Annotated in this window: 22 protein-coding genes, 1 tRNA gene and 1 pseudogene; 9 read left to right on the top strand and 15 right to left on the bottom strand. The window is 63.6% G+C overall.

The window, feature by feature from the left end:
* Positions 1-195: 195 nt before the first annotated feature.
* Positions 196-609, bottom strand: coding sequence for a T9SS type A sorting domain-containing protein (locus tag KQ659_RS16340; RefSeq protein ID WP_216680088.1), 414 nt, complete (start codon positions 607-609; stop codon positions 196-198).
* A 345-nt stretch (positions 610-954) separates the two neighbouring features.
* Between KQ659_RS16340 and KQ659_RS16335 the strand changes: the two genes are divergently transcribed.
* From KQ659_RS16335 to KQ659_RS16325, 4 genes are read left to right on the top strand one after another with little or no spacing between them, the layout of a single operon-like run.
* Entirely contained in the window at positions 955-1,134 is a 180-nt protein-coding gene (locus tag KQ659_RS16335; RefSeq protein ID WP_216688206.1) for a hypothetical protein, read from the top strand.
* A 54-nt stretch (positions 1,135-1,188) separates the two neighbouring features.
* Complete coding sequence (locus tag KQ659_RS16330; RefSeq protein ID WP_216688207.1) at positions 1,189-1,377, top strand: hypothetical protein; 189 nt, start codon at positions 1,189-1,191, stop codon at positions 1,375-1,377.
* 45 nt (positions 1,378-1,422) lie between these two features.
* A complete protein-coding gene (locus KQ659_RS21570; protein WP_262905497.1) occupies positions 1,423-1,554 on the top strand; it encodes a hypothetical protein in 132 nt (43 codons plus the stop codon).
* A gap of 55 nt (positions 1,555-1,609) precedes the next feature.
* A complete protein-coding gene (locus tag KQ659_RS16325) occupies positions 1,610-1,846 on the top strand; it encodes a hypothetical protein (protein ID WP_216680092.1) in 237 nt (78 codons plus the stop codon).
* A gap of 8 nt (positions 1,847-1,854) precedes the next feature.
* Here the strand turns inward: KQ659_RS16325 and KQ659_RS16320 are convergent, their stop codons facing one another.
* The 9 genes from KQ659_RS16320 to KQ659_RS16275 all read right to left on the bottom strand — a co-directional run bounded on the left by KQ659_RS16320 (position 1,855) and on the right by KQ659_RS16275 (position 12,729).
* Positions 1,855-2,463 carry a tetratricopeptide repeat protein gene (locus tag KQ659_RS16320; RefSeq protein ID WP_216680093.1) on the bottom strand — a complete coding sequence of 203 codons (609 nt, stop codon included), beginning with the start codon at positions 2,461-2,463 and terminating at the stop codon, positions 1,855-1,857.
* Positions 2,451-3,635 (bottom strand): tetratricopeptide repeat protein, encoded by a 1,185-nt coding sequence (locus KQ659_RS16315; RefSeq protein WP_216680094.1) that lies wholly within the window; start codon positions 3,633-3,635, stop codon positions 2,451-2,453. Before KQ659_RS16315 ends, KQ659_RS16320 begins: the two co-directional genes overlap by 13 nt.
* On the bottom strand, positions 3,632-6,025 hold the full coding sequence (locus tag KQ659_RS21690; RefSeq protein WP_216688208.1) for an urea transporter: 2,394 nt from the start codon (positions 6,023-6,025) through the stop codon (positions 3,632-3,634). The genes KQ659_RS16315 and KQ659_RS21690 overlap by 4 nt, the downstream gene beginning before the upstream one ends.
* A gap of 142 nt (positions 6,026-6,167) precedes the next feature.
* Positions 6,168-7,514 carry a type III PLP-dependent enzyme domain-containing protein gene (locus KQ659_RS16300; protein WP_216680096.1) on the bottom strand — a complete coding sequence of 449 codons (1,347 nt, stop codon included), beginning with the start codon at positions 7,512-7,514 and terminating at the stop codon, positions 6,168-6,170.
* Between the two features lie 237 nt (positions 7,515-7,751).
* A complete protein-coding gene (locus KQ659_RS16295; protein ID WP_216680097.1) occupies positions 7,752-8,831 on the bottom strand; it encodes an ATP-grasp domain-containing protein in 1,080 nt (359 codons plus the stop codon).
* A 9-nt stretch (positions 8,832-8,840) separates the two neighbouring features.
* The gene (locus tag KQ659_RS16290) at positions 8,841-9,119 is read right to left on the bottom strand and encodes a PqqD family protein (RefSeq protein ID WP_216688209.1); all 279 of its coding nucleotides are present in this window, start codon (positions 9,117-9,119) and stop codon (positions 8,841-8,843) included.
* Between the two features lie 120 nt (positions 9,120-9,239).
* Positions 9,240-11,153 carry a T9SS type B sorting domain-containing protein gene (locus KQ659_RS16285; protein WP_216688210.1) on the bottom strand — a complete coding sequence of 638 codons (1,914 nt, stop codon included), beginning with the start codon at positions 11,151-11,153 and terminating at the stop codon, positions 9,240-9,242.
* Between the two features lie 158 nt (positions 11,154-11,311).
* On the bottom strand, positions 11,312-11,497 hold the full coding sequence (locus KQ659_RS16280; RefSeq protein WP_216680100.1) for a hypothetical protein: 186 nt from the start codon (positions 11,495-11,497) through the stop codon (positions 11,312-11,314).
* Positions 11,498-11,550: 53 nt separating this feature from the next.
* On the bottom strand, positions 11,551-12,729 hold the full coding sequence (locus KQ659_RS16275) for a cytochrome-c peroxidase (RefSeq protein WP_226930009.1): 1,179 nt from the start codon (positions 12,727-12,729) through the stop codon (positions 11,551-11,553).
* A gap of 387 nt (positions 12,730-13,116) precedes the next feature.
* On the opposite strand from KQ659_RS16275, the gene KQ659_RS16270 reads away from it, so the two are divergent.
* From KQ659_RS16270 to KQ659_RS16250, 5 genes are all read left to right on the top strand, one after another.
* Positions 13,117-14,229, top strand: coding sequence for a sensor histidine kinase (locus KQ659_RS16270; protein ID WP_216688211.1), 1,113 nt, complete (start codon positions 13,117-13,119; stop codon positions 14,227-14,229).
* A complete protein-coding gene (locus KQ659_RS16265) occupies positions 14,208-15,005 on the top strand; it encodes a LytR/AlgR family response regulator transcription factor (RefSeq protein WP_216680102.1) in 798 nt (265 codons plus the stop codon). The genes KQ659_RS16270 and KQ659_RS16265 overlap by 22 nt, the downstream gene beginning before the upstream one ends.
* 74 nt (positions 15,006-15,079) lie before the next feature.
* The gene (locus KQ659_RS16260; RefSeq protein WP_216686085.1) at positions 15,080-15,304 is read left to right on the top strand and encodes a DUF1153 domain-containing protein; all 225 of its coding nucleotides are present in this window, start codon (positions 15,080-15,082) and stop codon (positions 15,302-15,304) included.
* 124 nt (positions 15,305-15,428) lie between these two features.
* Positions 15,429-15,611 (top strand): transposase, encoded by a 183-nt coding sequence (locus KQ659_RS16255; protein ID WP_216680104.1) that lies wholly within the window; start codon positions 15,429-15,431, stop codon positions 15,609-15,611.
* Positions 15,612-15,715: 104 nt separating this feature from the next.
* Entirely contained in the window at positions 15,716-16,003 is a 288-nt protein-coding gene (locus KQ659_RS16250; RefSeq protein WP_216680105.1) for an IS3 family transposase, read from the top strand.
* Here the strand turns inward: KQ659_RS16250 and KQ659_RS16245 are convergent.
* From KQ659_RS16245 to KQ659_RS16225, 5 genes and pseudogenes are all read right to left on the bottom strand, one after another.
* Positions 16,000-16,650: an IS630 family transposase gene (locus KQ659_RS16245; RefSeq protein WP_216680106.1), complete on the bottom strand. Its 651-nt coding sequence runs from the start codon at positions 16,648-16,650 to the stop codon at positions 16,000-16,002. The genes KQ659_RS16250 and KQ659_RS16245 overlap by 4 nt on opposite strands.
* Positions 16,647-17,111, bottom strand: coding sequence for a helix-turn-helix domain-containing protein (locus KQ659_RS16240; protein ID WP_216688212.1), 465 nt, complete (start codon positions 17,109-17,111; stop codon positions 16,647-16,649). Before KQ659_RS16240 ends, KQ659_RS16245 begins: the two co-directional genes overlap by 4 nt.
* Before the next feature lie 66 nt (positions 17,112-17,177).
* Positions 17,178-18,419, bottom strand: coding sequence for an FG-GAP-like repeat-containing protein (locus tag KQ659_RS16235; protein WP_226915914.1), 1,242 nt, complete (start codon positions 18,417-18,419; stop codon positions 17,178-17,180).
* 90 nt (positions 18,420-18,509) lie between these two features.
* Positions 18,510-18,887 (bottom strand): annotated as a pseudogene (locus KQ659_RS22155) (Ig-like domain-containing protein); the annotation flags it as partial.
* Between the two features lie 216 nt (positions 18,888-19,103).
* Positions 19,104-19,177: transfer RNA gene (locus KQ659_RS16225), tRNA-Arg, on the bottom strand.
* Positions 19,178-19,269 lie beyond the last annotated feature (92 nt).

Here is a 19,269-nt window from a genome sequence, read left to right as displayed (position 1 = left end):
GGAGTTGGAAGCGAGTGGAAAAGTAAGCCGCCGCCCGCAGTGGCCCAACGGCAAAGTACGGGCGGCGCAGCCTAACCTGAAAGGTTTCGGCCAAACGAATGCGGCCTTGGGCCCCAAGACCCAAAAAAAGAGGCCGACCGTTGCAGCGGTCGGCCTCGGGGCTTCACTTCTAAGCCCACTCACTTCCAGTTGTTTTTATTCGATGGTCATCTGCTTCGCCTGCTGGTATATCCCGAACCGGTTGCTGACCTGTAGTCGGTAAATATAGTCGCCAGCCGGTAATCCCAGGCCCTCCAGATTGATTTTTATATTTTGCGACCCGGCGTTACGGCCTTTGCGTGCTACGCCTGCCATTTTGCGGCCCAACTGGTCGAATAAATCGAGGTGGACATCGGCATCCCCGGGCAGGGTGAAGGGAACGGTTGTTACGCCGCGGTGCGGGTTGGGGTAGTTCTGCTCCAGCACAAACTGGCCCTCTGCTACCGGGTCTGCCCCGAGCTCATCGCCGGGCTGGTAGGACCAGGGCACCACGCCGGGCGAAACGGCGTAGCCGCTGCCCAGTAAAATCGTGGGGTGGCGTGAGGTGACGTAGCCGGTGGCATCAGTCATGGGAACAGGGTATTAGTAAGATGAGAAAAAGGCGGCGCTTGGGGTAGCCTATGGGCGAAGTGGAGGGGGCTGACCAAAGATACCCAGTAGGGTTGGCAGCAAAGATAATAAATCGACGAATTAGTTTAAAAAGTCGGTGAATATCAGCTCTGAAGCTCCCAGTTGTTCTGCTTTAAGCCAAGGTACTCCGGTGTGGATAAGCTGGCCAAACCGGGAAGTAGTCGGTGTGGCAGCACGGTTGGGCGATTGGGTTTGAGGCCCCGGCTCCGACCGAACACCTTTGATGCATGAAACCGGCCCGCCGCCGGCGTTTTTTTTCGCTTCCAATAGCCCGCACCCATGCAAATGCCGCGCCTCCTCCGCCTCCTCGTGTGCCTGCTCGCCCTCGCCGAAGCCCGGCCCGCCGCCGCGCAAATGCGCGACGCCGAAAGTGCAACCCCGCGCGTGCCCGTATCCTTCGCCGATGGCCCGGCCAGCATCCCGGTGGCGGTAGTGGCGGCGCTTTCAGTGGCGCAGTATCACTAGCTGCTGCGCGACCTCACCACCACGCTGTAACTCCAGCCCCAGCAAGTGGTGGCGGTGCGCCAGGCACTGGCCGCCCGCCTGGCCGCAGCCCATCCGGCCTCCTCAGCCACTACCGCCACGCCGGAGGCCGCCGACCAGGTCCTGCGGGCGCAGCTCACGGCCATACAGGTGCTGCGGCTGGAGCAGTGGCAGGCCGCCCAACCCGACGACCAGCGCATCAGCCTGCTGGCCGCCGGGCGGTAAAGATTTAGTATTGCCACTCCCCTTAATCATCCCATTTTTTTTGCCGTGCAGCGCTTCGAAGACGAATTTGACACCCAGCTCCGGTCACTATTGAAAGCCGATGAATATGCCCGGCTGCAGGCCAAGCCGGCGGCCCAGCGCCGGGCGCGCCGTCCCGGCCGCCGGCCAGCCAACTGAGCAGCTGGCAGCCCGCGCCAGCCATGCCGCTGTTATCGCCTTATCCCTTACGAGTATGAAAAAGCAGGCCTATCGTATTTTGCGCCGCATTTTCCGGCGGCACTTCATTGCGCCGTCCTGCCTCATACCGCGTCGCCGGCTGAGTGCCGTGTTTGCCAGTGAGGTGGAGCGCAACGAGCTGTACTGCGAGGTAGAGCAGGCGTGCTACGTGCAGCTCGACGATGCCGAGCTGCGGCGGGCCGAAACGTTTCAGGCGCTGGTGGCCTACGTGGTGCGCTGCCTGGCGGCGTAGGGGCCGCGCTAGAGGCGGCGCAGGCCGGCGGTGGCGGCGGCATCGCCGGGCCGGATGAGCAGGGCCTTGGTGTAGAGGGCGCGGGCTTCGGCTTTCTTGCCGAGGTTGAGGTAGGCCCAGGCCAGGGAGATGTTGGAATCGTAGTCGAACGGGTAGAGATTGACGACGTGCTCGAAGTAGCGGGCGGCTTGGCTGTAGGCCTTGCGGTTGAGGTAGATAACGCCGGTCCAGTAGTTGGCCTGGGTATTCTGGGGGTCTACTTTGAGAATGGTTTCGTAGGTGCTCAGCATCTTCTCAATCTGGCCTAGCGCGTTCAGGGGCTTGATGAGGCCGAACTTGGGCTCGATGGCGTAGGGGCGCTGCTCCACGGCCTTCTGGTAGTGGGCGGCGGCGGCGGGGTAGTTTTTGGCTAGGAAATAGAGCCAGCCCAGGCGCAGGTTCTGCTCGTAGGTGCCGGTGTAGATGCTTTTGATGGGCGCAATGGCGTCGGCGTAGTCGGCCTTGGCCTCGGCGGCGTAGCTGGTGGCAAAGGCGGCAGTCTGGTCCGGAGCCTGGGCGGCGGCCGGCACAGCATACACGAGGGCAGCGGTGGCGAAAGTCAGCTTTACCAGGTCCATGCGAGGGCGGTACTAAGAGATTGCAAGTTATACAGGGAGCCGTTGATGGCATCGCGGCGGCGCTCCAGGCCGTAGCTCAGGCGCAGCGAGAGCCGCTCGGGCAGCAAAATAAGCAGGCCGGTACCGGCGCGGGCCTGCAAGGGGTCGAGTAGATTGTACACGTATAGTCCATCGAGCTCGGCCAGCACCGGCACCTGGCCCAGGCCGCCGTACACATCGAGCCAGGCGCGGCGGTGCAGCCGCCCGCCCGCCCCCAGCAGCGCATGCGGGTGGCTGCGGCCGTTGGAGCGCACCACGCTGGCCTGCCCGAAGCCATACAGGCGCAGGTTGCCGAGCGGGTACACGGTCAGGCGCAGGTTGGTTTGGGCGCGGGCAGTATCGGTGAGGGTGCCCACGTACTGGCCCAGCTGCGCCGTCCAGTGGGGGCGGGCGTAGGCCAGGGCGGCATAGCCAAGGTGGCTGCTGCTGGTTTCGAGGCGGCCAAAATCGCTGTCGAGGAAATGGTAGCCGAGCAGTGCCCGCCAGCGCGGCGCCAGCTGGCCGGCCAGCTGGGCGTAGTACCCGTTCTGGCGCACGGGGTAGGAGGTGCCACGGCCGCGCTGCTGGCGGTCGGGCAGCTCAATGTTCTGGCCGAAGTAGCTAATGCTCTGGCTCAGGCTGAGGCGGGGGCTGAGGCGGGTGCCCACGCCCAGGCGCAGGAAGCCGGCCGGTCCCCGATGCTCCTGGCGGGTGGTCTGGCCACTGGCCTCCACCTCCACCCGGCTCAGCAGCTGGAAGCCGTTGAGATGCAGTGGGCGGCGCAGCGAGTCGGGCAGGTCGCGCGCCACCAGGGCGGCGGGGCCGGGCTGGTTCAGGCTGAGGTAGGCCAGGGCCAGGCCGTAGCGGGCGGTGATATCAACCGGGTTTTCGCGCAGGGCGCGGCCGTAGTGCCAGGTGGCCTGCGCTGGGCGGTCGCGGGCCAGGGCGGCCTGGCCCAGCCGGCGGCGCAGGGCCGGGTAGTCGAGCCCGAGGCGCAGGGCGGCGCCTCCCACCGAGTCGAGCGCGGCCCAGCGGTACTGCCCGGCCAGGGCCTGGGTCAGGCTGTCGGTGGTTTGATAATCGGGCACCGGGGCCTGGGCGTGGGCGGCGGTGGTTCCGGCCAGCAGTACCAGCAGCAGGGCTAATTTCCTCATGCGTCGGCTACTGAGCAGGTGAGGGTGACGCTGCCGGTGGCACGGCGCACGCGCAGCTCGGCGAGCCGGCCTTCGGTAAAAAGCAGCTCGGCAGCCTGTACCTCGCGGGCGCGGCCAAAGCCTGCCACCACCACACGGCTGCGCAGCCGCACCGGACCGCCGGGCCAATGGCCGGCCGTGGCGGGTAGTTCCTCGGCCCAAAAAGTGGGGCGCAGGAAACGGTAAAATGGGGCCAGCACATCCTGCGCCCAGGTAAGAGCCGGGTTGTGCACCACGGTCAGCGGAAACTCGTCGTGCACGACCTGGCCCGGCAGGCCGGCCAGCGGCACCCGGTAGGCGGCCTGGTAAAGCAGAAAGAGCCACGAGCTTTCATCGCCATAAAAAGCCGTGCAGTAGAACACCGACTCATCGCCCCCGAAGTAGAGCACCGCTCCCGTGCGTTGGCAGCGCAGATAGGTCAGGTTGTAGGCATCGGTGAATACTTCCCAGCGCTGGGCCGGGGCGGTGGGCGCGGCGGCATCGCGCACGTCCAGCGCGTAGCCGGGGGGCAGGCGCAGGGCCTGGCTCAGAGTGCGGTTGAAGGTGGGCGGGCGCACGATTTCGCCCGCCACGGGCACGGCAAAGTGCCGGAGCTGCGGCATTTGGGAAGCAGCAAAAGCAGGGGTTTCGGCCGGGCGTGTTGTTCCATCGGGGGCGTAGCTCATCCTAGCCGGCGAATCCAATGCAGCATTTGCTTGCCCATAAATGCTTGCTGATAAATTTATTGACTGAGCAAGCTGCTGCCTGAGCTTCCGCGACGGCGGGGTTGGCTGTGCGGGAATACTGGCCGCGCTCACCCCCGCCGCTGCCACGAAATACGCCAACGGGTAGGCCAGCGTGCGCGAACCCAAGTAGGGAGTGGCCTGCACCTGGAAGTGCAGGTGCGGCTCGGGCGAGCGCCCCGAGCTGCCGCAGGTACCAACGATGTCGCCGCGCCGTACGTAGTCGCCCACCTTCACCGGCACCGAGTGGGCGCGCAGGTGCGAAAGCTGGGTGAACAGCCCGGCCGCATGGCGGATTACGACGGTATTGCCCCAGTTCTCGCGGGTGTTCACCTCGCCGATGGCATTGTCTTCGATGTGCTGAATGACTTCCTGCACCACACCGTCGGCGGGGGCCAGCACGGGCTTGTTGTAGGCGTAGTAGTCGCTCAGGGCGCGGCCGGTGCCGTGGTAGGTGCGGCCGTCGGCGTCAGTGATGGCGAAGTCCAGAGCCTGGCCCCAGTCGCCGAGGTGGGTAGGGCCACCGTCGGTGTAGCCCTGGGTGCAGGTCCACGCGCCCAGGAAGGGCAGGGTGAGGGGCACCGCGCCCTGGTGGGCCAGCCGCACCCGGGCCGTGGCGTAGGCGTAGAGGTTGCGCTCGGGCGAGTAGCGCTGGATGGGCGTGAGCACCAGTCCCGCGCCCGGCCGCTCGCGCAGCAGTAGCACGTAGAGGAACAACAAAGCCGTGGCGCAGTAGGGCAGCGACAGCGCCGGCAGTCCCAGCCGGTCCAGCACCGTAGTGCAGCCGGCTAGCACCACCACCGTCACGGGCACGCTCAGTAAGGCCCACCCGTAGCTGGCCGCCGAGGGAATGACGAACACGCCGCCCACGGCCACGGCCGCCACCACGTAGTTGGCCCCCAGGTTATAATCGGGCGGCCCGCTGCCCGCCGGCCCGGTGAGCAGCAGCAAGCCATATGCTCCCAAAAAGCCCAGCACCGATAGCGAAAACGCAATGCGCGAGTGCCACAGCAGCCCCATCGCCACCAGCAGCCCGCCCAGCGCACTGTCCTGAAATAGCACCGCGCTCAGCGCCCGCAGGTACGTAGCCAGCAGCGGCGGCCAGGGCCAGTCGCCCACCCATTGGGCGGCCGTGGCCAGCCGGGGGCCGCCCAGGGCGTAGGCATCGTTCAGCCAGTAGATGCCGCTTTCGGCCGCCGGCAGGTGCAGCAGCGGCCCGGCTCCCAGCAGCAGCACCCACACCGTGCCCACAAACGGCACCGACAAAAACGGCAGTCCCCGCCCGCCCAGCCAGCCGCCCAGGGCCACGCTCAGCAGCAGGGCCAGGCCCGCGCCCACCACCACCAGCCCCGCCAGCCCCCAGCCCGGCGCGAAAAACGAGGCCAGCCCCAGCCCGGTAAGCAGGGCGTTGAAACTGTAGGCACCGCTGGCGGTCCATTCCTTATTGAAGCCGCCCAGCTGCGCCCCGGCCACCGCCAGGCAGGTGCTGACCAACCCCGCCGCCCCCACCACCGGGTGCCCAAACGACACTAGCAGCAGCACCGCTGCAAAGCCCCGATGCTGCGAAAAGAACAGCATGGCGTAGCTGTGCAGCACGGCGCGAAGGAAGGATGTAAGGGTAGGAGTCATAACGGCGCGGCTGGCGTAACCTCACCCCCGACCCACTCTCCAAAAGAGAGGGGCACCGGAAATACTTCGGTTACGGGTCGTCAGGCTCCCCTCTCCTGGGGAGAGGGGCCGGGGGTGAGGTTTTCGGGGAGGGCGATGAAAGTTAAGGAAGCAGGTGCGCCGGCACCCGCTCCAGCTGCTGCAGGTACTCCAGCGTTTCGGCGGCTCTTATTATATGCACCGCGCCGGCCTCGTCAATCATCACTACGTTGGGCCGCAGGTTGATGAACTGCTGCCACTGGCTCATGTTGTATGCGCCCACTTTGTGCACCACCACGGTATCGCTGGGGGCGAGCAGGGGCAGGGCGATGCTGTTGCGGAGCTGGTCGATGTTCATACAGAGGGGGCCGTAGAGCACGGTGGGCTCGGTTTGGTCCGAGAATTCGCGGGTGGGGCTGATGTGGTGGTCGTACCAAAAGGAGGTGAAGAGCAGGTTCACCCCGAAGTCGAGGATGGTGGCGCGGCGGCCGTCGGCCAGGCGCTTGTTGGCTAGCACCGAGCCGATGAGCGAGCCCGCGTCGTCCACCAGCGCCCGGCCGGCTTCCAGCACCAGCAGCGGCAGCTCATCGGCCGGGAAGCCTGCGCCGAGCAGGGCCCCGGTGATGGCTTCGGCGTATTCGTCGAGCGGCGGCACGGTATCGGCGGCGGGAAGGTAAGCGCCTTTCAGGGTGTTGGTGGAAGGGAAGCCGCCGCCCAGGTCGAGGTACTGCACGGCCGTGTTCAGCTCGCGCCGGCAGCGCCGGGCCAGCGCTGCCAGCTTGGTGGCCGCCACGCCATACGCCTTGGGCTGGAGCACATAAGTTCCGATGTGGCAGTGCAGCCCCACCAGCGCCAGCCGCCCCGAGGCCACCACGCGGCCCAGGGCCTGCCAGGCCTCGCCATTCTCCAGGTTGAAGCCGAACCGGTCCCACTGCGGGTAGATGCCCGCGTCGAGATTCACGCGCAGGGCCACGCGGGGCCGGCTGGCGCGGCCGGCGGCCACGTCCAGCAGCAGGTGCAGCTCATCGGCATTGTCGAGGTGAATGACGGCATCGACCGCGCAGGCCCGCTCCAAATCGGCGCGCCGCTTGCCGGGGCCGTTGAAGAGAATGTGCGGGCCGGGCACGCCGTTCAGCAAAGCCTTTTCCAGCTCCATGCCGCTCACTACCTCCGCCCACGCGCCCTCCTGGTGGAAGGTGCGGCACACGGCGTTCAGATAGTTTGTTTTGTACGACCACGCCAGCTGCACCGCCGGGTAGCGCGTGCCAAAGGCCCGCACCGCCGCCTGGTAGCTGCGCCGCAGCTGCCGCTCGCTCAGCACAAAGAGCGGCGAGCCGAACCGGGCCACCAGCTCCGCCACGGCTACGCCATCGAGGGCGGCCGTGGGTGCGGCCCCGGCGCGCGGCCCAAACTTGTGCAGCGCGCCGGCCGTGAGCTTGCGGAGGGTAGGACGTTCGTAGGGGCGTTTCATGGATGGATAATAATGCGCCAGCGGACAACTCCCCTCCTCGGCTGAGGAGGGAATGCTGGCGCGAAGCGACAGCTGGGGTGGTTGAATCGTTGAACGACTCGCGGCCGCACCAGCCGGGCATCGTTTGGGCGTGATTCGGCCGCACCAGCCGGGTGTCGTTCGGGTGTCGTTCAACGCGGTCAACCACCCCCGTTGCCGCTACGCGGCAATATCCTCTCCTCAGCCGAGGAGGGGAGCTCAAAGTTCACCCAGCGCGGCCACTTGCTGGAATTCGGTGTGGTCGGTAATCAAATCCCAGGCGTAGCGCACGAACATCTTGCCCACGGCATAGCCTTCCATCATCGGCACGGGTAGGGCCAGGGCCAGGCGGAGCAGGGCGGCGGGCTGGTTTTGGCCGGCGGCGGCCGTGAGGTATATCCAGGCCGGGAAGCGGGGGTTGATTTCGAGAATCACCAGCTCATTCGTGGCCGTGCGAATCAGCTCTAGCTCGAAGCCACCGCGCCAGCGGGTGGCCTCGGCAAAGCGGCGGGCCAGGGCCAGCAGGGCCTCATCCTCCAGGGTGATGCCGGCCCAGGCTTTGCCCCGGTCCGTGATGGTGAGCTTGCGCATGGGCACTGCGCTCAGGGCGCGGCCGTGCCCGTCGCCCAGCCCGGCAATGTTGATTTCCTGCCCCGCCACAAACTGCTGTGCGATGAGTGGCATGCCCCACAGCCCGCTCAGCCGCGCAAACGCCTGCTCGGCCTGCGCCAGCGAGTGCACCACGGCGGCATCGTAGTAGCGGCCCTTCAGCACCAGCGGCCAGCCCAGGGTTTCGGCGGCAGTCGTTATTTCAAAAGCGCTGTGCAGCGGCCGGCTGGCGGGGGTGCTGAAGCCGTGCGCAGCCCCGAAGGCGGCAAGGTTCAGCTTGTCGCGGGCGTCGAGCTGGGCCAGCGTGGGCAGAAACGTGTGGATGCCCAGCGCCCGTAATTCTGGCTCCAGCTTGATGAAGTTGAACAGCTCGGCATCGAAGTTGGGGATGAGCACGGCCACTTCCTCCCGCTCGCGGATGTGGGCCAGCCGCGCCAGTAGCGCCGCCGTGCCCGCCGCCGGGTAGGGCAGCTGGTAGGACTTATCCACCAGCTCACGCAGGTAAATGCCCGGCTCCAACGCCTCGTAGCTCAGCCCGATGATGCGCAGGTCGAAATCCGTGCTCTCGCGCAGGGCGCGGATAACGGCCACGCCCGGGCCGGGGCTGTCGGTGGCATTAAGGCCGGTCACGGCCACGGTGAGGCGCGGCCGGGTGTTGGAAGCGGGAAGCGGGGAGTGGGGAGTGGGCATTGGCGCAGGTTACTTTTTGTTGCCCGCTCCCCGCTCCTCGCTTCCCGCTTCCACCAGCAGGTTGAAGTCGCGCAGCTGGGCCAGCAGGTCGTCCCAGTCCTTTTCGAGCTGGCCGGGGGCTACGTCGTAGCACTCCAGAATGCCGGCCTTGATGGCCGCCGCGTCCAGGCCGGCCTTGGCGCGGGCCAGGATGTCGGCCGCCAGCGGGTTGGCCGCGAAGGAGTCGCCGGTGGCGGGATTAAAGATGAATCCGGCCTCGCTGGTGGCAATGTTGGGCTTTAGCTTCATGGGAGGGGAAAAGTAGGTAGAAGTAGCGTTGGCGCTGGTTTTTATAAAGGCCGTCATGCAGAGCGCTGCGCTCTGCATGACGGGTAATGAAATGACGGGTAACCAAGCATTGCCACCCCGCTACGGAATCACCTCCACCCAGCCCTTAAACTTGCGGCCGTCGGTGTAAGTAGCCAGGTAATAATACAGCCCGCCCGCGCCCTGGCCGCCCCACTGAAACTCGCGCTCTGCCGAAGCAAATATCTGCTGGCCCCAGCGCGAGAAGATTTTGATACCCGCAAATTTATTATCGCAGAAGTCCACCGGCAGGTCGGGCATCCGCAGAAAGTCGTTCAACCCGTCGCCGTTCGGCGTGATGACGTTGGGCGGGCGGAAGGCTGTCAGCTCCGTCACCGGCACCACCTCGAAGCGGATGGTCCGCTCCTGCGGCAGCGGTACGCAGGGGCCGGTTTCGGTCAGCTTGAAGTGCACCACCAGGCCATTGCTGGTGCCGATGGCCGCCACGGCGGCGCAGGTGGGCTCCCAGGCGAAGGTTCCATTGGCCAGGCCCGCGCCATTCTGGGCCGTGAACTGCATGCCCATCGCCGCGAGGTCGAAGCCCTCGCCCACGGCCGCGAGGGCCAAGGCGTTGCGGTTGGCATCGGTGCCGGTCAGGGTGGCGGTGTAGCGCAGGCCCAGCGTCACGCGCACCACCGTGGGGGCGGTATCTACGGTGGGAGCCGGGGCGGGCGGGAAGCTGCTACTGAGCACCGGGGCCGCGTTGGTGCCCTGCGTGGCGGTGAAGGCTACGCGCACGGTATCGTGCTTGGGCAGACTGCACCCGTTATCGGCCACAATGAGGTCGAGCAGGTACACCTTGCCCTTGGTGTCGGCGCAATCGGGGAAGCAGAGGGTGGCGGTGAGAGTGTCGGGGGCGCCGGCGGCCCGCACCGTGCCGCTGGTACTAGTGGTGAAGGTGGGCGCGGGCACCGTGAAATTGACCGGCCGGGTGCTCATGGTAAGCACCGAGTTGGGGTCGGAGTCGGTGTAGCGAATGGTGAGGCATCGGTTGCCGCCGGGCAGCAGGCGTAGCGTATCGCGGCCGGGGCGGTACAGCGTGGCGCTGTTGGCGGGGTGCACCTGGAGCCTGGGCGCCAGGTTGGTGGGGCAGTTCAGCACATAAAGCTGGAAGTCGCGCCGCGTTTCGCCGATTTTCACGCCCTTGCGAAACTCCGCGCAGCGCACCCCGAACACGAACAGGCCCAGGTTGGTGGCCCGCACCGTGAGGCGGCCGGTGCGCGCGTTAATGCCCAGGGCCGACGTGCCCGGAATCTGGTTGGCGGCGCTCAGGCTCGGGCTCCAGGTGATGGGGGCGTAGGGCGCGGCGCTGGGCAGGGGCGCGGTGTTGCCCACGGCCGCCGAGGCGTGGCCATTCAGCGGCGTCACCATATCGTAGGCGAGCGAGTCGCCGTCGATGTCCTGCCCGCCGAAGTCGTAATAAAACAGCTCGCCCCGGCATGCATAGTCGCCCAGGGGCGGGAAAATGCGCGGCGTGGAATCAATAAAAGCCGCGCCCGAGCGCACGACGGCCGGAAACTCGAGGTAAAAGGTCTGGGCCGCGCCGGCCGGGTTCATAATGTTGCTGATACTGATGTTGCGGCAGCAGCGCTCCACGGCCACGTAGTAGCCGCCGGGGTTGGCGTAGGTGTTGATATCCAGGGTGATATCTTTGGTATATACTAGCTTGCGGGTGCTCAGCGAGCCCACGGCGCAGGCCGGGTTGGTATATTGTACGAAGGTATTGCTGGTGAGCGGCAGCGTCACGTTCACCACTCGCTGGTTGGTGGCTTTCACAAAAATGCTGGCTATAAGGCTTTGGTCCAAGGCCAGCGGGTTGCCGTTGATGGCATCAAAATACAGGTTGAGGCTGAGCGTGTAGGTGCTGCCGGACTTGTACTGCAAATCCAGCTCGCCGCCCACAATGTGCGTGGCCGAAGCCGCCAGCGGCAGCAGCAACAGCAGCAACAGCAGTCTAAGCGAGCGGAGGGTTTTCATGGTAGTAGTGAAGATAATAAATCGGCCGGCAGCAGCTGAAAAACCTCGCCCCCGGCACCTCTCCAAGATAGGGGTACCACGCGACTTTCAGCGCGGGCTAACGTCAGGTTCCCCTCTCTTTTGGAGAGGTGCCGGGGGCGAGGTACCCCTGTGCCGGGTTAGTTAGCGCCCGTGCCCGTACCGGTTCCCGTCGTAGTCGTGGTCGTCGGCGGAGTGGCCGTCGTGATTTTCTTGGTGCAGCCGCCGTTGGGGCCCACATTGTCTTTCTCGCAGCCTGAGAAACTGCTCATGGAGCATAGCAGCGCCGCGGCGCTGGCAAAACGTAGGAGGTTAGTGAAGCGCATAAAAGTTGGTTGGGGAAAAAGGGTTGAAAAATGGAAAAATAATGAAAGGAAGGCTAGTGAATGTTGCCGCCCACGGCCAGGCCGCTGGGCACGGCGGCGGGCACGGTGCGGTCGTAGCTGGTGGCGGTGAGGGATTGCAGAAAGGCGATGATATTCTGCGGATTGGTCACGCGGCCGGGAAACAGCGGGTCGCGCTGCCCCAGGCTCACGTGCGGGTTGGCTGTGGCCGGTGCCCCGGGCGGTGGCGCGTAGAAAGCCAGCACCGCCTGCAGGTTGGGCAGCGTGCCGCTGTGCATGTAGGGCGCAGTGAGGGCCACGTTGCGCAGGCTGGGCGTGCGGAAGGCGTAGCTGCCATTGGCCCCCGCATCAGAAGCCGGGTTTTTGCTATTATCGGCCACGCCGAGGACGTGCAGCTGGTAGTCGCTGAGCATCGGGCCGCTGTGGCACTTGGCGCAGCCGCTGGTCACGAAATCGTTCAGCCCCTGCACCTGCTGGGCCGTGAGGGCACTTTTGTCGCCGCGCATGTATTGGTCGAAAGGCGCATCGGTGGCCAGCAGCGTGCGCTCGAAGCAGGCAATGGCCTTGCCGATATTGGCCGCCGAAATGGGCGTGGCCTCCGCGAACGCGGCGCTGAACAGCGGCCCATATGCCGCAATGCCGCGCAGCCGCGCCACCACCGAATCGAGGGCCACGCCCTCGGTATACTGGTGGCCGCGCATCTCCTCCAGCGTAGCCACGGGCATCAGCGACTGGTTTTCAAGTGACTGCGCCCGCAAATCCCAGAACATGGCGGCCGTGGCGGGCTGGTAGCTGCCATCGGTCGCCATGCCGTTGAAAGCGGCGTTGAGCACGGTGGGCGAGTTGCGCTGGTTGAAGGCAATGTCGTTGGGGGCGCGGAAGTGGCGGGCGGTGCCCAGGCCCTGGCCGTTGCTGCCGATGCTGAGGTCGAGGGCGTCGGCGTAGCCGCTGGCGGGATGGTGGCAGCTGGCGCAGCTCACGTCCTTGCCGCCCGACAGCACGGGGTCCCAGAACAGGGCGCGGCCCAGCGCGATTTTGGCCGCGCTGCTCGGGTTGCTGGCCGGGGCGGTGGCCTCCTGCGGCAGGGCCGTGATGGCGGCGAGGTCGGCGGTGGTGGGCGTGCTGGGTTCGCGGTCTTTCTGACAGGCCACTACCAGCAGCAGCGCGGCGGCGGCCATCATCGAAGCAAGTCGGGGAAGCAGGGTCGAGGCCATGAAGAAAGCAGGGGGGAGGAGCGGAGGAGTAAGCGGCAATCTGCCAGCCAATAGGCAGCGGGTTTGGCTCAAATTTGCGGCTCCTTAATAACTGGGGCCAACTGTAATCGCCGAGCTACTGTCCCGCGTCGCCCATTCGCCTTTTTAGCCCCCCCAAACGGCGCGGTCAATTGGGGCCACGCCGCACCAGCGGCCTATAGTGCCGACTGGGCGATATCCACCCCCTGCTGGCCGATACAAGGCCCGGGCACCCAAGGGCGAGTTGTAGCTTTGGAGAGAGTTAAAAGTTGGGAGTATAAGAGCTAAAAATGGGGGTTGAGGACTGGCCGCCGTTCGTTCTCGCTACGCAACGCTTCACTTTTAACTCCTAACTCCCAACTCCCAACTATGCCCATACTCCTATTTCGTTCGGCTTCCACACTGCTACTGCACGCTCTGGTCTGGGGGCTGGTGGCGGTGTTGCTGGTGGCCCAGCAGCCCGACTACCCCGGCCCCAAGCCCACCGAGTTCTGGCTGACGCAGGCCGTGGTGTTTGGCCTGCTGGTGGGCGTGTTTTACCTGAACGTGGCGTGGGCCGCGCCGCGCCTGCTGTATGGCGGCAAAGGCTGGGCCTACGTGGTGCTGAATGCCGCGCTGGTGCTGGCGGTGCTGGCCATTCATCAGCAGGCAGAGCAACGCCTGGGGGTGCCCGAGCTGATTTCGGCTGCCCGCGAGGCCGTCCTCAACCCGCCCAATCCGTGGTCGGCGCCGCGCCCGTACCCGGTGCCGGGCCTGGAGGAAGGTAGCCTGTTCGTCAATTCCGGGGTGCTGCTGCTGGCGCTGCTGGTGCTGGGCATTGCCACCAGCCTCGCGGCCATGCAAAAGGGCCAGCGCGACGCCGAAAGCAGCCTGGAGCTGGAGCGCCGCCAGGTAGCCACCGAGCTGAGCCTGCTGAAAGCCCAAATCAACCCGCACTTCTTCTTCAACACCCTCAATAACATCTACGCCCTCACGCTGCTCGACGCCGACCAGGCCCGCGCCGCCCTGCACCGTCTCTCGCGCATGATGCGCTACGTGCTGTACGAGTCGCCGGCCGGCCACACCTGCCTGAGCCAGGAAATCAGCTTCCTGCGCGATTATGTTGAGCTAATGCACCTGCGCCTGACCAACAAAGTGCAGGTCAGCTTCGAGATGCCCGACCCGCTCAGCCCCGACCCGTTCATCGCGCCCATGCTGTTCCAGCCGTTTGTTGAGAATGCGTTTAAGCACGGCGTGAGCGCCACCGCGCCCAGCCGCATCAGCATCGAGCTGCGCCAGCCCACGGCCCATACCGTGGAGCTGTGCGTGCGCAACACCGTGTTCCCCGACCGGCCCGCCGACGACGACGATGAGCCCGGCGGCATTGGCCTGGCCAACACCCAGCGCCGCCTCGATTTGCTCTATCCCCACGCCCACACCGTGCGCGTAAACCCCCACAACGCCGCCAACGAATACGAAGTATGCCTGCACCTGAATCTATAATCCCCGCCGTTGCCGCCGCCCCGTTCGTCATCAACTGCGTAGCCGTCGACGACGAGCCCCTGGCCCTGGGCCTGGTGTGCTCCTTCATCGAGCAAACCCCGTTTCTGCGCCTTGTGGGCCGGCACGAAAGCGCCGTGGCCGCCCTGCGCTCGCTGCACGAGCGCCCCGATGCCCAGCTGCTGTTTCTTGACATTAAGATGCCCGACCTCAGCGGGCTGGAGCTGGCCAAGGTGCTGCAGCACGGCCCGCGCATCATCTTCACCACCGCCTTCAACCAGTACGCCCTGGAGGGCTTCCGCGTCGATGCGCTCGATTACCTGCTCAAGCCCTTCGACTACCAGGAGTTTCTGCGCGCTGCCCTCAAGGCCAGAACCTATTTCGAAATGAAGCAGGCCAGCGAAATCCCCGCGCCCGCCACCACCCCACCAATCCCCCAACCCGCCAATCCACCAGAGGACGACTACATCTACCTCAAAGTGGAGTACCAGCTGGTGCGCGTGCCCCTGGCCGACATCGTGTACGTGGAGGGCCTGAAGGACTACGTGAAGGTGCACCTGGCCAGCCAGACGCGGCCGCTGCTCTCGCTCACCAGCCTGCGCGGCATGGAGGAAAAGCTGCCCGCCGGCAAGTTTCTGCGTATCCACCGCAGCTACATCGTGGGGCTGGGCCACATCCAGTCGGTGGGGCGCGGCACGGTGCAGATTGCCGGCGAAACCCTGCCCGTGAGCGACGGTTACCGCGAGGGCTTCGACCAGTTTTTTAGTCGCTGGAAATAAACTTCCGGGCCCGTGCGCCAATCCAACCAATGTTCACGCTGCGTTAATAGTAGCGTCACTACCTTGGCTGCATTATGACTGAGAATCAGCCCGATTACTTCGATACCGATGACCGCCCCCAACCCGCTGACTATGCGAGTGCTGCCGCCGAGCGCAAGCTCAGAATCTGGGCCGTGCTCAACGCCGTGGAGCAAGGCCTGATGGATGCCGTGGAGGCCTGCGCCGCCTACGGCATCAGCCCCGCCGAGCTGGAAGAACAGCGCGCCGACTGGCTCGATTTCGAGTCGGGCCGCCGCTGATTGCCGGCCGGGCTGGAATTAACTTTTAAGCCTCTTTGTATGAATTGTAAGCTTCCCCCGAAAGTGAGCCAATCAAAAATAGAGAGAAGTAGTAACTTTTCACTTCTTCTATTTTTAACTGTTCATGAAAAAAAGTCGCTTTAGTGAAGCCCAGATTCCGGGAATTTTACGCCAACAGGACCAAGACCAGACAGTGGTCCAGATTTGCCGGGAACACGGCATCAGTGAGCCCACCTTTTACGCGTGGAAAAGCAAGTTTGGGGGCATGAGCGTGAGCGAGTTGCAGCGCCTCAAGCACTTGGAATAGGAAAACCGCCGCCTCAAACAGCTCTACGCCGAGTTGAGTCTGGAACACCAGGTTATCAAGGAGGTATTGCGAAAAAAGTAGTCACCCCCACGGCCCGGCGCGCCGTGGCCCATTACGCCTGTGGGCGGGGGCTGAGCCAGCGCCAGGCGTGTGCACTCGTGGGCCTGGCCCGCAACAGCTACGCCCCGCCACCGGGCGGGGGCCGTGGGGGACTCCAGCCCGCCGATGCCGAACTCGTTGCCCGGCTGCGGGCACTGGTGCAGCGGCACGGCGGCTGGGGCTTTTGGAAATACTACTACCGCCTGCGCAAGCTGCGGGTCGTGGTCAATCACAAGCGTGTATGGCGTATCTATCAGCTACTGAATTTACAACTAGTGGTCAAAAAACATTAAATAGTCGGGTATAATCGGTTTAATTTAATGCGGGCATCAGCGGTTTTGAATTGCCAGTTGCGCGGTTTTAGGTTGGCATTTTGCTTGTTTTTCCACCGTTTGACGACCGCCTGCACGGCTTCTTTGCTCGAAAAGGAGCGGTCAAGCACTTGGCGCGTGAGGACGGAGAATTCAATTTCGGCCATATTCAGCCACGACCCGTGGACGGGGGGGTAAATGATTTCCATCCGCTGCACATAGGCCCGGGCGACTTCCGGTGGGAAGTGGGCGTAGAAGTTGCTGATTCGGTGCGTACTCAGGTTGTCCATCACCCAGCGCACTTTTTTCGCTTCCCGGTAGGTCGTGTCCATTAGCCGGGCCACAAACTGCACCCACGTGGCGGCTTTGTGGTCGTTCTCCACGGTCAACTCGCGCCAACCGCGCAACGGTTCGGTGGCGACGAACAACTCCACCACGCCCCGGCGCACGTATTCCGAATCGCGGTGTGGCTGCCCGTTGGAAGCAGTAAATTCTTGGTAATCGAGTAGTTGTTTAGGCGATTCGTCCAGGCACACAACGGGAAAATCCGCGTCGTAGGGCTGCTCGTACACGTCGAGCACCTGCTCCATCTGGCACACAAAGGCTGCGTTCTCTTCGGCCGGAATCACCCACTGCGTGGGGCCCTGAAAAGGCTTAAGTTCGTTTTTTTTAGCAGCCGCGCCACCATTGTGGTCGAAATATGCTCGACCACCTGCAACTCCACCAGCCGGTTGGCCAGCATCCCCAACTGCCAGCGCGGGTGGTCGTCGGGGGGGCTTTGGCAGAGCAAGACCGTCAGATGGGTTTCTACCCGACCGTCTATCTTTTTGTCAGAGCGCGTTTTACGTACTTTCGGCTCGAACATCTTCAGGCCTTCCTCGCAGAACTGACGGCGTACCCATTCCACCGTGCGGGTGCAGATACCCAGCACGGCAGCCAGTTCCAGGGCCGGGCGGCGCCCGGTCTGCTCGTCGCTGTTCAACAAAATTTGAATGTCCCGAAGTTTAGCCGAATGGGCTTTATACTTCTTCTGCCACCCCTCTAGGGTCTGGCGTTCGTCGGCGGTCAGGTAAAGGCGATAAAGGGTCATAACGAAGGACTTAGTCATCCTTAATCCGATACGACCAATTAAAGTTTTTGAACCACTAGTCCGCCTTTACTCCACGAATAGGCGGCGCACCTGCCCGCCAGTGCGCACCAAGTACACCCCTGCCGGTAACCCGGCTGGTAAGACTAGGTGGGCCGCGCCTTGGGCGTTGGACTTGGTGATAAGCACTTCTCGGCCCAACCCGTCAAGCACGGTGATTGTGGTGTTCGGGGCACCCCCGGTTATTCTAGCAGTACCATGGGTAGGGTTGGGGAATAGGTCCAGCTCAGTGGCTGAGCTGTTCGGAGAGCTGGATAGCGGGCCCGTGCCGCCATTCAAATACACGTTAATTGTGGCGTTAGAGGCAGCATTGACGGTCAAAAAATCTAGGTCGCTGTCGCCGTCTAAGTCAGCAAGGAGTAGGTTGCCATTGCCAATGCCTCCGGCAAGGGTCATGTTTTGGGAGCCTCCAAAGAGGCCGCTGCCGTTGTTTAAACGGATGCTCAAGTTGCTGCCGAAGCCGGAAAGAAGGTCGGCGTCGCCATCGGCGTCTACGTCGCCCACTGCTAAACTAAATGCGTTAATTCCACTCACATCCTGGTTGCCGCTGAACGTGCCTGTGCCGTCATTAAGACGCACACTTACGTTTGAGGAATAAGAATTAGCTGCCAGAATGTCTAAGTCGCCATCACCGTCCACGTCACTTATCGCCACTTGGCCGGGGCCACTTCCCACGGATAAATCCTGAGTTCCGCTGAATGTGCCCGAGCCGTTGTTCAGCCTGATGCTTATCGTGCCCGGTCCGTTCCTGCTTGCGTTGGCTACAAGCAGGTCCAAGTCGCCATCGCCGTCCACATCGCCCATAACAATGTCCGCTGGCTGGTTGCCCACCAGTACACTGGTAGGGGCCCCGAACGTACCAGTGCCATTGTTGAGCTGCACGCTCGCCAAACTATTCGCGCTGACCGTGAGCAGGTCCAAATCACCATCGCCGTCCACATCGCCAAGTACGAGCCGTTGAACGTCAGAACCGCCTGCTTGGATGGTTTGTGCGTTAGTAAACGTACCAGCCCCAACGTTCAGCAATACGCTCGACTGATTGAAAAAGAGGTTACCAGCTACGGCGTCCAAGCTACCGTCGCCATTTATGTCACCCACGGCCACACTGCTAGGGTTAAACCCAACAGATGTGCGCAGGGGGCTTCCAAATGTGCCGGTTCCGTTATTGAGTCGTACGTCTACGGTTCTGCCTTCAAAATTGGCGGTGACGATGTCTAGGTCACCATCGCCATCCATGTCGCCAACCTTCACGTTGCGGATAGAATTAAGTGAGGCATCTGTCCCCCGAAAGCCTGCCACAAAAGAGCCCGTGCCCGTACCACCCACCGCTGTAGTAAACTGCCCAACTAGCGCCCTCGCCAAGGAGCCTCCGTTGCTCGTCGCAAGAGTAGACACGGTAAATTGCACCGTTTCGCCTGGCCGGAAATCATAAGGCGTCGGTGCGAAGCTGAGGTTACTCCCATTTACTACAGCTGGTGTAGCGCCACGCGAACGCAGCCCGCCACGCTGGTTGCTGAATACTTTCAACGCTCCAGCCGAGGCCGCTGTCAGTGGCTGGGTAAAAGTAACGGTGAGTGGGGCGGTGCGTGATGCTGCCTTAGCGTTGGCCATCGGTACGATGGTCGAAATGGTAGGAGCCTGGGCAAAGGCTACCCCAGATGGGGCGAGTAGCAAGGCAGAACAGAGCGCCCGAATGGCGCGGGGGTAGAGATGGTTCACGCTAGAAGATGTTGTTATTGGAAAAATTGCCTGCTCCAGCCGACAATCTCATCAAATGTAGCAACTTCATCAAAACAACTTTTCGAGGCTGCGTAAGCCAGGCCCTGAAAATTGCTCTTCGTTGAGCATCAACAAAGTTTTGTCCCGTGAGCCGTCCCGCAGAAAGAAAAAGACCCTGCAACTTGCTAATAATTAGCTGGTTGCAGGGTCTAATAGTGGTCGTGTAAGGAGTCGAACCTTAAACCTTCTGATTCGTAGTCAGATGCTCTATCCAATTGAGCTACACAACCCTTTTCCCGTGTTGGGAGCACAAAGGTAAGAGGATAAAAAGCGCCTGTGCAAACCACGCGCCCATTTTTCCTCAATAAAAATGTGCAGATGG

The organism is Hymenobacter siberiensis (assembly GCF_018967865.2).
In the GTDB taxonomy this organism is placed as follows: Bacteria; Bacteroidota; Bacteroidia; order Cytophagales; family Hymenobacteraceae; genus Hymenobacter; species Hymenobacter siberiensis.
The sequence above is the reverse complement of the archived record's forward strand: the minus strand, read 5'-3'. Positions and strand labels throughout refer to the sequence as shown.

Bases quoted from the DNA above. Each gene is read 5' to 3' on its own strand.
- KQ659_RS16340 (WP_216680088.1), bottom strand. From the start codon at position 609: ATGACTGATGCCACCGGCTACGTCACCTCACGCCACCCCACGATTTTA.
- KQ659_RS21690 (WP_216688208.1), bottom strand. From the start codon at position 6,025: ATGACTCCTACCCTTACATCCTTCCTTCGCGCCGTGCTGCACAGCTAC.
- KQ659_RS16255 (WP_216680104.1), top strand. From the start codon at position 15,429: ATGAAAAAAAGTCGCTTTAGTGAAGCCCAGATTCCGGGAATTTTACGC.
- KQ659_RS16290 (WP_216688209.1), bottom strand. From the start codon at position 9,119: ATGAAGCTAAAGCCCAACATTGCCACCAGCGAGGCCGGATTCATCTTT.
- KQ659_RS16265 (WP_216680102.1), top strand. From the start codon at position 14,208: ATGCCTGCACCTGAATCTATAATCCCCGCCGTTGCCGCCGCCCCGTTC.
- KQ659_RS16325 (WP_216680092.1), top strand. From the start codon at position 1,610: ATGAAAAAGCAGGCCTATCGTATTTTGCGCCGCATTTTCCGGCGGCAC.
- KQ659_RS16300 (WP_216680096.1), bottom strand. From the start codon at position 7,514: ATGAAACGCCCCTACGAACGTCCTACCCTCCGCAAGCTCACGGCCGGC.
- KQ659_RS16240 (WP_216688212.1), bottom strand. From the start codon at position 17,111: ATGACCCTTTATCGCCTTTACCTGACCGCCGACGAACGCCAGACCCTA.
- KQ659_RS16285 (WP_216688210.1), bottom strand. From the start codon at position 11,153: ATGAAAACCCTCCGCTCGCTTAGACTGCTGTTGCTGCTGTTGCTGCTG.
- KQ659_RS16335 (WP_216688206.1), top strand. From the start codon at position 955: ATGCCGCGCCTCCTCCGCCTCCTCGTGTGCCTGCTCGCCCTCGCCGAA.
- KQ659_RS16275 (WP_226930009.1), bottom strand. From the start codon at position 12,729: ATGGCCTCGACCCTGCTTCCCCGACTTGCTTCGATGATGGCCGCCGCC.
- KQ659_RS16295 (WP_216680097.1), bottom strand. From the start codon at position 8,831: ATGCCCACTCCCCACTCCCCGCTTCCCGCTTCCAACACCCGGCCGCGC.
- KQ659_RS16280 (WP_216680100.1), bottom strand. From the start codon at position 11,497: ATGCGCTTCACTAACCTCCTACGTTTTGCCAGCGCCGCGGCGCTGCTA.
- KQ659_RS16260 (WP_216686085.1), top strand. From the start codon at position 15,080: ATGACTGAGAATCAGCCCGATTACTTCGATACCGATGACCGCCCCCAA.
- KQ659_RS16270 (WP_216688211.1), top strand. From the start codon at position 13,117: ATGCCCATACTCCTATTTCGTTCGGCTTCCACACTGCTACTGCACGCT.
- KQ659_RS16320 (WP_216680093.1), bottom strand. From the start codon at position 2,463: ATGGACCTGGTAAAGCTGACTTTCGCCACCGCTGCCCTCGTGTATGCT.
- KQ659_RS16315 (WP_216680094.1), bottom strand. From the start codon at position 3,635: ATGAGGAAATTAGCCCTGCTGCTGGTACTGCTGGCCGGAACCACCGCC.